This window comes from Streptococcus mitis, from assembly GCF_001281025.1.
GTDB classification, from domain to species: domain Bacteria; phylum Bacillota; class Bacilli; order Lactobacillales; family Streptococcaceae; genus Streptococcus; species Streptococcus mitis_AK.
Map to the genome: position 1 here is coordinate 801,057 of NZ_CP012646.1, position 13,124 is coordinate 814,180.

The window sequence follows — 13,124 nt, forward strand, 5'->3', positions numbered from 1 at the left end:
ATAATTCTACTATACCATATTTTGGAGGAGAAAGGGGGAAGATTGCTTTTGCTATGGGAAGAGTGATGGACTTTGAGTCTAAACATGCTATAATAAAAGGAGCAGACATGTAGCAAAGGAGAGAGTATGATGCAGGTAAAACCAGAACTGGAAATAGAAAAACAACTGATCAGCCAACTGGTGACTGGGGAAAGTCAATGGACTTACAGAGATGACCTTAAAACTGAAGAGCAATTATGGGAAAACTTCTTTGAAAAGCTAGCCCAGAACAATGTGGCTCTATTGGCAGATCATCCCCTGACAGAACAGGAAAAACGCCAGATAAAGAATCAACTGAACTTTGTTAGCTACTATGATGCAGCCAAGTGGTTGGTCGGCGAAAATGGCATTGCCAAGGTTGAGGTTCAGAGAGAAGATGCTAGTTTGGGGACTATCCGTTTATCTGTCATTTGGCGAGACAGTATCGCAGCTGGCAAGTCCAGTTATGAGGTTGTCAACCAAGTCGAGAGAGATAAGATAAATCCTCAGGATCAAGACCGCAGGCTAGATGTGACCCTCTTGATCAATGGTCTTCCCATGATTCAAATCGAGCTTAAAAGTCCCAGAGTTGCTTTTCTAGATGCCTTTCATCAAATCAAAAAGTATGATAGGGAAGGCAAGTTCCGTGGCATCTACTCTAGCTTACAGATGTTTGTTGTGACCAATAAAGTATACACACGCTATATCGCGGCAGCTAGAGAAAATAAACTCAACAAGCAATTTCTAACCAAGTGGGTGGATAAGGACAATTATCCTGTGACAAACTTGACTAGCTTTGCCCACGAAGTCCTTTCTATCCCTCGTGCTCATCAGATGGTCATGCAATACTCGGTCCTTGATGATAGTAAGAAGGCTCTCATCCTTCTGCGTCCCTACCAAATCCATGCTATTGAGGCTGTTCAGGAAGCTTCTCGCCGTCAGGAGTCTGGCTATATCTGGCATACGACAGGTTCAGGGAAGACCTTGACCTCCTATAAGGTAGCACGGAATCTCCTACAAATCCCTTCTATTCAAAAGACAATCTTTGTCGTTGACCGCAGGGACTTGGATCAACAGACCACTTCATCTTTTCTCTCTTATGCGACCAATGATGTCATTGATATTGATGAGACGGATAATACTCATGATTTGGTCAAGCGCTTAGGAAGTAATGATAAGCGTGTGGTGGTAACTACTATCCAGAAAATCATCACCATGATGCGTAAGTTTGAGCAAGGACTTTACCAGCGTGATGCTGACAAAATCAAGGGCCTTAGAGTGGCCTTTGTAGTGGATGAATGCCACCGTGCTGTGACGCCACAAACACAAAAAGATATTAAAGTCTTTTTCCCACAGTCGCTCTGGTATGGTTTTACAGGAACGCCCATCTTTAAGGAAAATAAACGCCAGCAGGTAGGTGACCTAGCTCAGACCACCCAGCAACAGTACGGAGACCGTCTCCATGAGTATACAGTTAAGGAAGCTATCCATGACGGCGCAGTTTTAGGCTTTAAGGTAGATTATCGCAATACCCTCATCACGGATAAATCCGAAAATGACCTACCAGATAACGTTTACGAGGATGAGGAACATATGCTGGAAGTCTTGGATGCCATTATCAATAAATCCCGTCAACAGCTAGGCTTCCAAAAGGGAGTTGGTAAGACCTACAATGCCATCATAACCGTTAAGTCTATCCCACAAGCCCAAGCCTACTATGACCTGCTCAAACGAGTCAAGGCTGGGGAGACGAGGGTCAAGGTATCGGAAAGGGTCAAGCAGGTCCTTCCTGACTTTCCAAAGGCGACTATCACCTACTCGGTCACAGAAAATGAAGAAGACTCAAGAGCCAACCAAGACCACATGAAGCAGGTCTTAGAGGACTATAACAAAGAGTTTGATACCCACTTTACCATGGCGGATCTTCGTGGCTTTAATACGGATGTCAATAACCGTCTAGCTCGAAAACAGGACAAATACCTCTATCGCAATGAACAGTTGGACTTGGTTATAGTGGTCAATCGTCTCTTAACAGGATTTGATGCCCCTTGTCTATCGACTCTCTTTATTGACCGCAAGCCCATGCAACCGCAGGACCTGATTCAAGCCTTTAGCCGAACCAACCGTATTTTTGACTCTAGTAAGACCTACGGTCATATCATCACCTTCCAAAAGCCTCTAGCCTTTAAGGAAGCAGTGGATAATGCCCTCAAGCTCTACTCAAATGGTGGTGAAAACGAGGTCCTAGCCCCAAGCTGGGAAGAGGAAAAGAGGAACTTTTTACGGAGTTGCAGTGATTTCCAAAATCTCATTACCGATGATCCTGAGCAAGGAATCCAAATCGAGCAAATCTCTACACCTGAGTTGAGAAAGCTCGCCAAGGCCTATCAAGTTTTTGATAAATATCTAGCCTCTATCCGCGTATATAAAGAGTATGATGAAGAAGAAATCTACGCCCAGACAGGACTAAGCGCAGAAGAATTGGAAACCTATCTTGGCTTCTATCAAAACATCCTAGCTGAATTAAAAAGCCGAAGAGATGATGGTGGTGAGGATGGGGAACCCCTTGATATTCACTATGAACTAGAGTCTATCCAAGTGGATGAGATCAACTATGCCTATATTCTAACCTTAATCCAAAACCTGATCGAGCAAGGTCAGAGTCAAGAAAAGAACCTAAGCGCTCAAGATAGAGAGGCAGTGGATAGCTATATTGAGAGCCTTGAGAAGACCAATCCAAATCTTGCCCAGATCATCACTGAACTATGGAAGGAAGTACAGGACAAGCCAGAAAGCTATCGCGGTCAGTCCATTGCCAATATCTTGGATCAGATGATCGAGGCGGTTATCCAGCAACATATCCATGTCTTTAGCAAACGTTGGTATGTCGGAGAGGATGAACTCCGTTACTATGTCGAGCACTACCGCAAGGGAGCCAAGAAACAACTGGGAGAGAGCCAGCTGACCAAGAGCCAGCGCTATCAGGACTATAAGATAGAAGTGGCAGATGCCCTCAATCCCCTCCTCTATAAAAAACAAATCAAGGAAGCTTGTAAGCAACTTGTCGAAGAAGTCATTGAGCCACTCAGAGTGGGGAGATAGTCCTTCGAAGTTACGAAGACATAAATTTCCTAAAGTTTAGATGTATTCTAAGCTGAGAATAATAAGAAATACATAAATTTATAAGTATTCTAAGCTTCGAAAAGTCTATCTGAGAAAGTTTTGAGGTCTTCTAGCTTTCGAATAGCCATTTTTCCTAAAGTTTAGATGTATTCTAAAGTTAGAAAAGTTAAAATCTAAAAATAGTAAGAGTCTCTATCTGACAGACGGGTATGTTTCCAGTCAGATAGAGATTTTCTATTTCTGAAATGACTGATTTATCCTGTAAAAGTAAGAAATAGACTAAAAAAGTGCTGTTGGGATGATAAAGTAGACAGTTGAGCGGATGAGTGTCCTAAGTTCTTTGCTATTTGTTAGAATTGTCTTATCAACTTAAAGGAGAAATCTGATGAAGAAAGATAAAGAAAATGAGGAGAGTTTCCTATCGGAACTTCCTCTATGGGGGCTCATATTTTTGGTCTGTGTTTTGTTTCAAGTCCTTGTATTTAAGGACAGACCTTTGATTCAACCTCCTAGACAAGGAAGCATTGTAAAAACAGATCAAAAACAGGTCTATCTTCCAGAACTAATCCAGTCTTTATTTGATAAAGAAAAAACTAAATGATTCGTTAAATAGAAAGGTTATCATCATGACAAAAACATTCACTATCCGCCCTCTAAGCTACACCAACTTTACCAACTGCGAGTTTGAAAGTCTCATGGTAGATACGGGTCAACTACTAGAAGTTTTTGCCAAGGCACATAAGGACGAGCCTATGTATAGCAAACATCTCGATTCCTTCAAGAGCAAGCTAGCAGACTTCCAAGGCCAACTCGCTATCGTAGAAAAGAAAGAGGCGACGAACCTGACTGAAGTCGATCGAAATCGTGATAGTGCCCTAGTCGGTCTCTTTACCCTTCATAGGGGCTTTGCTAAGATCAAGGAGACCAAACTCAAAGAAGCTCATGAGACCTTGAAGCCAGTCTTTGCCAAGTACAAGGATATCACCAAGCATAGCAATGATGTGGAAACGGCAGAAATCAAGAGTCTGCTCAAAACGCTGAGCGAAGAGCCCTACCAGACAGCAGTTACCAGTTTAGGACTGACACCTATGTTGACGGCGGTGATTAGTGCACAGGAAGACTATGATAAGGTCGAAAGTCAGGCGCGTGCGCATAAATCTGCCAAGGAAGTCGGCAAGACCAGACAAGTCCGTACCGAACTAACCAGCATCTACGACCTCTTTATGCGTTACACCGCAGCCAGTGCAGAAGCCTATCCAGAAAAAGAGCACCTGACCAAACTCCTGAAAGACCTCAATACAATCCGAGATAGTAAACGTCGATTGAGTGGTTCGAGTAAGAAGGATAAGAAAGCGAAATCAGAAGAAACTACACAAGTAGCAGGATAAATACAACCCCTTAGGAATTAATTTCTAAGGGGTATTTTGTATATAAAAGCTTTATATACTCAGTAAGAATTGATATAATGGTATAGACAAGTTTTTTTAAAAATATTTACAATAAAATTAGAGAGGTGTTTATATAGATGTCTGAGGGGATTAGTCGAAGTGGAATAGTTACTAATAACGCAATTAATGCTGAGTCTAGTTATTCAAAAATGATAATAGTAGGCAATGGTTTTGATATTAGTGCGGGTATAAAAAGCTCATATAATAATTTTGTAGAACATATAAGGGTAGAGGAAAGACTTGAAACCAATGAAGATATTTATAATTTTAATAAATTGTTTTTGCAAAAATTTGATGGTAAATCATTGAACTGGAATGATTTAGAGTCTATTTTTGAAAATCATATCAAGGAGATTAATGAAATTACTTACAATAATGATGATGGAATTAGAAGTCTATACAGTGTTACCGAAATAAATACATACCTTAAAGAGTTGGAAGAATTGTTTTCTTCCTATTTATCTGATTCTTATGAGAAGTGGAATAATTCATATAGAATTCGAAAAAATAATAATAAAGGTTTGATAGTCAATGAAGTTTATAAAAACATATTCAAAGATGCGGATGTAATTAACTTTAATTATACAAGTACCTTATCTGATATAGAACTAGTTCAAATAGAAAATAATCAAAATTCAAGATATTTTCAAGTACATGGCTCCTTAGCTGAAAAGAATATTATTTTTGGAGGAGGATTCACTGGTAATGAAGAGTTTAACGTTTTTAATATTCCGGGATCTATGGATAATGATAAACTTATCCGAATTAAAAAAGATACTTATTTATTTGAAAAACGCAGACAATTATTAGAGAAAATTAAAGAGTATCAGGAAAATTCAGTTGATACATACATTATTGGACATTCTATATATGGAAGTGATTTACCATTTTTATATAAAATATTTGAAAAATCAAAAAGAATTTATTTGTTTTATTATGGAAATGACTATTTAATCAAATTACAGAAGATTAGTAAGGTATTGAATTCAGATATTTTAGAAAAAATAGTTTTAGTACCATTTTATGATATTCTTGTTGATGTAAAAAAGACGAATCTAGAATTTGGAGGTAATAATTCTAGCTCAATTCAGCTGAACGATACTGATGTTGAACTATTGAAAAGAATATTTGATGTATCCTTACCTGTTGTCAAGCCTTTTGATAATTTCATTTTAACGAATAAACTTTTTATATTCAATCAGTTTCATTATTTAAAAATTTCGAATATTTTGGAGTGTGAATCATTAAAAAAAATTTTAAGCTTTTTAGATATAAATGAGACATATATTGAAAATCTCCGTATAATAATTGATGGGGTTGAAGGGAATATTAATGATAGTTTAGTTTTGGATGAGTTGTTTAATATGGATGAATTTACTAAATGTATAAATAATAGCAAATCTATTGAAATAACAAATTCCTCGTTAAGTGTTGAGAAGTTATTAGGTATCTTTTTAAATGCTGAAAAATGTGAAAAATTAAAAATCAGCAATTGCACTTTTTATTATGGTAACGAGGAAAACATTGTTATTGATGTTAGTTATCTTCAGAATATTGAATACTTAGAAATTAGTAAAAATAATATCAGCGAGGGACAAATAGTCAATATAATTGCTTCTAATAATAGAGCTAGCAATTCTCTAAAAAAAATAATTGTTCGAGAAAATTCATATCTTAAAACAGATCATTCTTTGATGATTTTTTCTCAGGATAGCCGTTATTTTGAGATGGATTATCCGAATAATGTTGAGTTTGGCTACGAGATACACTTTTCGAATGTCTCAACCTTTATTCTTGATGCGCAGGAAGTAGATATAAATCCAGTCATACCAGGAATCACTCTTACTCCTAATATTAGAACTCTAAAATTACTAGAAATATCTTTGTCTGATAAAAAAATAGATTTAAAAGAAGAAACAAGTTTTTATAGATTATCTTCTTTATTTAAGTTTGAAAAGAACAATAAAAATAAGAATACGAGATTTTTACCAAATCTAGAAGAAATAGAATTATCAGTTCTGGATAATAGTCGAGAATTAATATTTGATATTATTCCGAGTACGCAACAAATTACATATAATGGTGAGCAAATTGAACTCATAAAATTATGGGTTAACGAACAAAGTTTTCAAAAAGTACAGCAGGAAGTTTCTGAGACGCAATCTAACGAGGAATTATCTACAGATAAGGTATCGTCTGGTGAATTAGATTCAGAGATTATAATTGATCGGAAGAAAATTGTTGATATAACAGATTGTTATGTTTCTTCTCCTCAATCAATAGAAGGTAAAGTTATGGATGATGATACAGAGAATAAGAATTATAAAGTACTTTTAGATCACTTGTCCGAAAACACTTTACTACATTCTGATGATGGAGAAAAACAAAAGGAGAGAGTTGCGCAAAAGATTGAAAATGAAATTAGTGATTTTGCTAAAGAGTGGGCAATTGATAAACAAGCTTTGACTTTTTATGTTTTAAATTTTGATATTAGAAGAAAAGAAGAGAAACAGCTCGGAGAAACAGCCTTAAGAGAAACAGCAAATTATGAGGAATATTTTCATAAGTCGAATAAAAATAAGTTACAATATAGACAAGGCCTTAATAATGCAATTAAGGAATTTGCGACTAGACTACATGAAGAATATAGTTTATGAATGGAGAATAGATGGAAGAAGAACTCAAACCTAAGTTAAGATTTAATAATTTTGAAAATCCTTGGCAGCAATCTTTGCTAATGGACCAAGTAGAAATCCGAAGGGGGCTAACATATAAACCTAGTGATGTGAGGAGTAGTGGTGTTAGAGTTTTGAGGAGTTCAAATATTGTAGATGATACTTTTATATTATCCGATGATGATGTTTTTGTTGATAAGGCTGTAGTAAACATTCCTAGAATAAGTAATGGTGATATTTTAGTAACTGCAGCTAATGGCTCCACAAAACTAGTAGGAAAACATGCAATAGTAGAAAATTTAGTAGATAACGAGATAGTTGTTCATGGCGGGTTCATGCTACTTTTTAAAACTGAGCAGAATTACTTTGTAAATGCCTGGATGAGTTCAAATGAGTATAAACGAGTGTTACAATTTGTACAAGGTGGAAATGGTGCGATTGGAAATTTATCTAGCACAGTATTGAAAAGTATGAAAATGAGCTTTCCTTCACTCCAAGAACAAACCGCCATCGGCTCTCTTTTACGCACTCTCGACGAACTTATAGCAAGCCACAAAGAGAATCTGACCAACTACCAATGTCTCAAGGCGACTATGCTCTCCAAGATGTTTCCGAAAGTTGGTCAGACTGTTCCTGAGATTCGATTCGATGGATTTGAAGGCGATTGGAAAGAAAAGACATTAGGTAGTTTGGGTTCGGTTGCTATGAATAAACGTATTTTTAAAGATGAAACTAGTGAAAATGGCGATATTCCTTTCTATAAGGTTGGAACATTTGGAGGGACTGCTGATGCTTTTATATCCAAAGAAAAATTCGAAGAGTATAAAGAAAAATATCCTTATCCTGAAATAGGCGATATCCTTATATCTGCATCTGGTAGTATTGGAAGAACTGTTGTATACAACGGTGAAGATGCTTATTATCAAGATTCAAATATAGTATGGTTAAAGCATGATCAGCAATTAGATAATTTATATTTGAAACAATATTATGGAATAATAAAATGGTCTGGAATTGAGGGAACAACAATAAAACGACTATACAATAAGAATATATTAGAAACGAATATCTTTTTACCTCCGAGTGTAACCGAACAACAAGCCATCGGTGCCTATTTCTTCACACTCGATAACCTCATTAATTCTCACCAAGAAAAAATTTCTCAGCTTGAGACTCTGAAAAAGAAACTCTTGCAGGATATGTTTATATAGAATTTTATTATGAAAGACTTTAAAAGATTATGTTTGTCGTTTTGCTTATCAATTTGTTCTTTTTCGCCAGGTTTAGTCTTGTATCTGTTTACTATAGACATTTTTCCCTCACATGATTCCTATGTATGTAGTATACTAAAAATCGTAGTGTTAATTTTTCTAATGTTTTCTTTTTCTTTTGGAGTTTTACAGTATTTGATAAGATTTAAAGAAGCAAATGATACTGCTCAAGTTGAAAGTATACAACCAGTAGAAAATGAAATCATTCCAACTTACTTAGGCCTTTTTGTAATTATGTTGGGTTTAGGTGAATTAACATTCTTATATCAGATTATAGTAATAGCTTTCATTTTTCTAATATGGTGGATTCTTATGGAGAGATCGTATTATTTTAATTTGATATGGTTATTCTCATATCGTTATTACAGAGTCACTGATAAAAACGGCAATGTCTTTATTATTTATAGCAAGAAAAAAGATGTTAAAGAAACTGGGACTATAAAAGGACTTGTTAGAATAAATAATTTTACTTTTTTGGAGAAGGAATAGTATGTTTTTAGTAAAAGTAGGTCAAATATATAGAAAATTGGAGAACTCGGAGGATATTTCAGAATTAGTTGCTCCGGAGATTGATCCTGAAAATAGTAGAGAATTTGATCCAGAAATAAAATTAGAACATGATGAATGGTTCTATGTAGAAATTGATGATTCGCATATGTCTATGGTCAAAGAATATGAAGATAAATTTTTAAATACTGTGGGTTTAAATGATGTGAATGAAGCAGAGTTCTCAAAAATTGACTTGATTTTTCGTAAAGTTAAAAATGATGGGTTAGTTTTTCAAAAAATTACACAATCAAAGAGACTGGTTGATAAGTCAATATTGAAATTGAGACATAGAAGAGCTGAAAGAACAATTATTGAAAATGGTATAGAACTAAAATCTGAGAACGATGCCTATTTTGATGGAAATGATAAATTGTATTTCAAAAATTTTAGAACGATTAGTAGCTTATTTAAGGGGCTTGATGATTACTATCGTATAGCAAGTCAGGCAGAAGTTGATGAGTTTAAAGAATTTAATCTAGTACGTTTTGTTAAAGAATTTAAGATAAAAACCAATAATTTAAAGATGTTAGCTGTTTTAAAAGATTATGGAATAGATTTGAATGATATAGCCGTTAAAAGTACTTTGTTGAGAACGTACAGTCAGTATCCTAATCAAGAGTTTGAGTTAGACGATAATCAAAATTTTATAATTGATAGTAATAGAAAATTAACATGTTTATTAAAGTTAGCACTTGGACGGTTATATACAAATCCAATAACTCACCATAAAATGGAAGCTAACCATGCAAAAAAATTAAATTAAAGTAAGAAAATGATTTAGAAAGAAACATTATGGAAACAACACAAACTTCCAAGTCACTCTCCCAAGCCCTGTGGGATTCAGCGGATGTTCTCCGCTCTAAGATGGATGCTAATGAATATAAGTCCTATCTTTTGGGCATGGTCTTTTATAAGTATCTGTCAGACAAGTTGCTCTTTTTCGTGGCTGAGACCATGGAAGAGGGGATAGATAGTCTTGAGGATGCCCTTGAGGTCTATCGCAATTACTACGAGGATGCGGAGACTCATGAAGATCTGGTATCTGTTATAAAAGATGAGCTTAACTATATCATCAAGCCTAACCTGACATTTACGGCTCTGCTAGCACGTGTCAATGAAAATTCTTTTCAGTTAGAATTTTTGGCTCAGGGTTTTCGAGATATCGAGCAGAGTGATGAACTCTATGAAAACCTCTTTGAAGATATTGACCTCTATTCCAAAAAGCTAGGGGCGACTCCGCAAAAGCAAAACCAAACGGTGGCGGCGATTATGAAAGAGTTGGCTGAGCTAGATGTGGCTAGTCATGCGGGTGATATGCTGGGGGATGCTTATGAGTATCTGATTGGTCAGTTTGCGACCGACTCGGGTAAGAAAGCTGGTGAGTTTTATACACCTCAGCCAGTTGCTAAGCTCATGACTCAGATTGCCTTTTTGGGTCGTGAGGACCAGTTAGGTTTTACCATCTATGATCCGACCATGGGGTCCGGCTCTCTCTTGCTCAATGCCAAGAAATACTCTCATAAACCGCAGACAGTGGTCTACTTTGGTCAGGAACTCAATACCTCGACCTATAACTTGGCCCGGATGAACATGATCTTACACGGTGTTCCTGTTGAAAATCAATTTCTCCACAATGCCGACACCTTGGATGAAGATTGGCCTACTCAAGAACCGACAAACTTTGACGGGGTTCTCATGAACCCTCCATACTCTGCCAAGTGGTCTGCTAGATCTGAATTTTTGGGTGATTCTCGTTTCTCTCCTTTTGGGAAACTAGCGCCCCAATCCAAGGCTGATTTTGCCTTTCTTTTGCATGGTTACTACCATCTCAAGCAGGATAATGGTGTTATGGCTATCGTTCTTCCCCACGGTGTTCTTTTCCGTGGAAATGCGGAGGGAACCATTCGCAAGGCTTTGCTAGAAGAAGGGGCTATTGACACAGTTATCGGTCTTCCTGCCAATATCTTCTTTAATACCAGCATTCCGACCACGGTTATCATTCTCAAAAAGAACCGTACCAATCGTGATGTCTACTTTATCGATGCCTCTAAGGAGTTTGATAAGGGGAAAAACCAGAATATCATGACGGATGCTCATATCGAGAAGATTCTGGAAGCCTACAAGTCACGTGAGGAGATTGACAAGTTTGCCCATCTAGCAAGCTATGAAGAAATCGTCGAAAATGACTATAACCTCAATATCCCTCGCTATGTAGATACCTTTGAGGAAGAAGAAGTCGAACCCCTGACAGACATCGTTAGCAAGATTAACGAGACAAATGAATCAATCCAAAACCAAACCGCTTCCCTACTCGAAATGCTCGGTCAACTACACGGAACCACACCAGAAGCCGATGCTGAACTCAAAAAGTTTTTGAAAGAGTTTGAAGGGTGATGAGAGTAATTGATTCGCTCATTTTTAAGATATAACTTTGTTTCCATATTTCCGGGGAACTAGTAGAAAGTAAGGAGAAAGATGGAACAAACTAACCAAAAATCCCAGTGCCAGCAACTCTGGGCTAGAAACAAATACCTCGTTTTGAGTCATTCTAGCAATATTTACAATGAGATTCGTCAATATCTCAAGCAAGAAGTGGTGGAAGTGAGTCAGGTTCAAGAGATGATTGACCATGCCTGTCAAATCCCAGAACACAGGGGTCAGGTTTGCAATGCCTTTCAGCATATTTGGGGATATTTCAAGAAGAAAGCAACGGAGAATGAACGCAAGGATTATATGTTTTTACTGGAGCGTTATCACTCTGGTCATGCCACCAAAGAAGACTTAATTGCTAAGACGAGAGATTTACTTGAACGTTACCCAAATACATACTTGCAACATTCGACTTTACTGAAAGGAGACTCCCATGAGACTTTGGCATGAGGCTTTGATTTCACAACTTCCCCGTCCTCAACTCTTGGGGCAGCATCGAGAGTGTTGCGCTCTACGTGGCAATGGCTGGGGTAGAAAGCATGCGACGGTGGACTATGTCTTTACTCACTCGCCTTACCAGCTATTTGCCTACCATGATTTGATCATGAAGGAGATGGCTCGTCGTGGCTACAAGGTTAGTCCAGAGTGGCTGGACAAGAACTACCGCGGTAAGACCTGCCCTCCTTATGAAGATTTAGCAGAGGAAAAATTGACTAGTCCTATATACAGCGAACATGACGATGCCTACTATGAGGAGTGTCTGGCTAATCTTCGAGAGAAGGGAATTGAGCTGGAGTAAACGTAAGGATTACCAGCACTTTATACCTCTTCTCGTAATTTTTTCGAATAATAAAGATGAGACCTTTAGAGTTTTTCTAAGGTCGTCTTTTTATGAGTGTTCAGATTTACTTTTAATAACTTTTGAGTTATAATTTTAAAAAAACCAAGCGTGAACTAAAGGACTTAAAAGAAAGAGGGTTAAGTGATGAAGAATAGTGCTATTGGGAGTAACTGGAAGGATGTCCGGTCAGAACTCTTTACCAAGGAGGAAATACTTGAAAGTGATATGCGAGTAGCTATCATGAGTGAGTTGATTGAGGCTAGACATGAGCAAGGAATCAGTCAGAAAAAGCTAGAAGAACTCAGTGGAGTAAGCCAGCCGGTTATAGCTAGGATGGAAACAGGTAAGACTAGCCCTCAGTTGGACACAGTCTTAAAAGTCCTAGCCAGTTTAGGAAAGACACTAGCAGTCGTCCCACTTGAACAGGGGAAAAGTTGATAGGAAGGGGTTGGAAAACTTTAACAAATTTAACAGTTATAGTGCCTCAAGTGTATAATATAGAAAAATTATGCTTTATTTATATCAAGTGCGAACGAAGTGAGCTTTTAGCAGATATTTCCCGCTATAGTGGTATTCTAGATAATAATTTATTATTATCTAGAACGGAATTTTTGAGACATTCTGGCTCAAAAATTAGGGATGAAATTACGAAGTAAGTTGCTCCCGTCCGCACTTTTCAGGGAAATATCAGAATTACAAAAGAAAAATCAACCTATAGTCTTTTCTAATAACAAGCCATAGTCGCTTATAAGAATTACTAATAACGCGT

General features: G+C 37.1%; 11 protein-coding genes. All 11 read left to right on the forward strand.

Translation table 11 applies throughout. The features are described 5' to 3' along the window. Window positions 1-126 precede the first annotated feature (126 nt). The 11 genes from RN80_RS04085 to RN80_RS04135 all read left to right on the forward strand — a co-directional run bounded on the left by RN80_RS04085 (window position 127) and on the right by RN80_RS04135 (window position 12,793). The gene (locus tag RN80_RS04085) at window positions 127-3,120 is read left to right on the forward strand and encodes a type I restriction endonuclease subunit R (RefSeq protein WP_060627688.1); all 2,994 of its coding nucleotides are present in this window, start codon (window positions 127-129) and stop codon (window positions 3,118-3,120) included. A gap of 406 nt (window positions 3,121-3,526) precedes the next feature. Then, window positions 3,527-3,742: a hypothetical protein gene (locus RN80_RS04090; RefSeq protein WP_060627690.1), complete on the forward strand. Its 216-nt coding sequence runs from the start codon at window positions 3,527-3,529 to the stop codon at window positions 3,740-3,742. 25 nt (window positions 3,743-3,767) lie between these two features. Next, on the forward strand, window positions 3,768-4,529 hold the full coding sequence (locus tag RN80_RS09960) for a DUF6261 family protein (protein ID WP_060627692.1): 762 nt from the start codon (window positions 3,768-3,770) through the stop codon (window positions 4,527-4,529). A 137-nt stretch (window positions 4,530-4,666) separates the two neighbouring features. Continuing rightward, the gene (locus RN80_RS04100) at window positions 4,667-7,246 is read left to right on the forward strand and encodes an AbiH family protein (protein WP_060627693.1); all 2,580 of its coding nucleotides are present in this window, start codon (window positions 4,667-4,669) and stop codon (window positions 7,244-7,246) included. A gap of 11 nt (window positions 7,247-7,257) precedes the next feature. Next, a complete protein-coding gene (locus tag RN80_RS04105) occupies window positions 7,258-8,475 on the forward strand; it encodes a restriction endonuclease subunit S (RefSeq protein ID WP_060627694.1) in 1,218 nt (405 codons plus the stop codon). Window positions 8,476-8,670: 195 nt separating this feature from the next. Then, a complete protein-coding gene (locus RN80_RS04110; RefSeq protein ID WP_253275441.1) occupies window positions 8,671-9,024 on the forward strand; it encodes a hypothetical protein in 354 nt (117 codons plus the stop codon). Window position 9,025: 1 nt separating this feature from the next. Further along, window positions 9,026-9,847, forward strand: a complete 822-nt coding sequence (locus RN80_RS04115; RefSeq protein ID WP_060627698.1) for a hypothetical protein — start codon at window positions 9,026-9,028, stop codon at window positions 9,845-9,847. 29 nt (window positions 9,848-9,876) lie between these two features. Further along, on the forward strand, window positions 9,877-11,478 hold the full coding sequence (locus RN80_RS04120; protein WP_060627700.1) for a type I restriction-modification system subunit M: 1,602 nt from the start codon (window positions 9,877-9,879) through the stop codon (window positions 11,476-11,478). An 81-nt stretch (window positions 11,479-11,559) separates the two neighbouring features. Next, entirely contained in the window at window positions 11,560-11,964 is a 405-nt protein-coding gene (locus tag RN80_RS04125; protein WP_060627702.1) for a YbgA family protein, read from the forward strand. Further along, window positions 11,948-12,313, forward strand: a complete 366-nt coding sequence (locus RN80_RS04130; protein ID WP_060627704.1) for a TIGR02328 family protein — start codon at window positions 11,948-11,950, stop codon at window positions 12,311-12,313. Before RN80_RS04125 ends, RN80_RS04130 begins: the two co-directional genes overlap by 17 nt. Window positions 12,314-12,499: 186 nt before the next feature. Then, window positions 12,500-12,793, forward strand: coding sequence for a helix-turn-helix domain-containing protein (locus RN80_RS04135; protein ID WP_033686503.1), 294 nt, complete (start codon window positions 12,500-12,502; stop codon window positions 12,791-12,793). The last annotated feature ends 331 nt before the right edge of the window (window positions 12,794-13,124 follow it).

Coding starts and splice junctions, on each gene's coding strand:
- RN80_RS09960 (WP_060627692.1), top strand. CDS start 3,768: ATGACAAAAACATTCACTATCCGCCCTCTAAGCTACACCAACTTTACC.
- RN80_RS04100 (WP_060627693.1), top strand. CDS start 4,667: ATGTCTGAGGGGATTAGTCGAAGTGGAATAGTTACTAATAACGCAATT.
- RN80_RS04105 (WP_060627694.1), top strand. CDS start 7,258: ATGGAAGAAGAACTCAAACCTAAGTTAAGATTTAATAATTTTGAAAAT.
- RN80_RS04085 (WP_060627688.1), top strand. CDS start 127: ATGATGCAGGTAAAACCAGAACTGGAAATAGAAAAACAACTGATCAGC.
- RN80_RS04130 (WP_060627704.1), top strand. CDS start 11,948: ATGAGACTTTGGCATGAGGCTTTGATTTCACAACTTCCCCGTCCTCAA.
- RN80_RS04125 (WP_060627702.1), top strand. CDS start 11,560: ATGGAACAAACTAACCAAAAATCCCAGTGCCAGCAACTCTGGGCTAGA.
- RN80_RS04135 (WP_033686503.1), top strand. CDS start 12,500: ATGAAGAATAGTGCTATTGGGAGTAACTGGAAGGATGTCCGGTCAGAA.
- RN80_RS04090 (WP_060627690.1), top strand. CDS start 3,527: ATGAAGAAAGATAAAGAAAATGAGGAGAGTTTCCTATCGGAACTTCCT.
- RN80_RS04115 (WP_060627698.1), top strand. CDS start 9,026: ATGTTTTTAGTAAAAGTAGGTCAAATATATAGAAAATTGGAGAACTCG.
- RN80_RS04120 (WP_060627700.1), top strand. CDS start 9,877: ATGGAAACAACACAAACTTCCAAGTCACTCTCCCAAGCCCTGTGGGAT.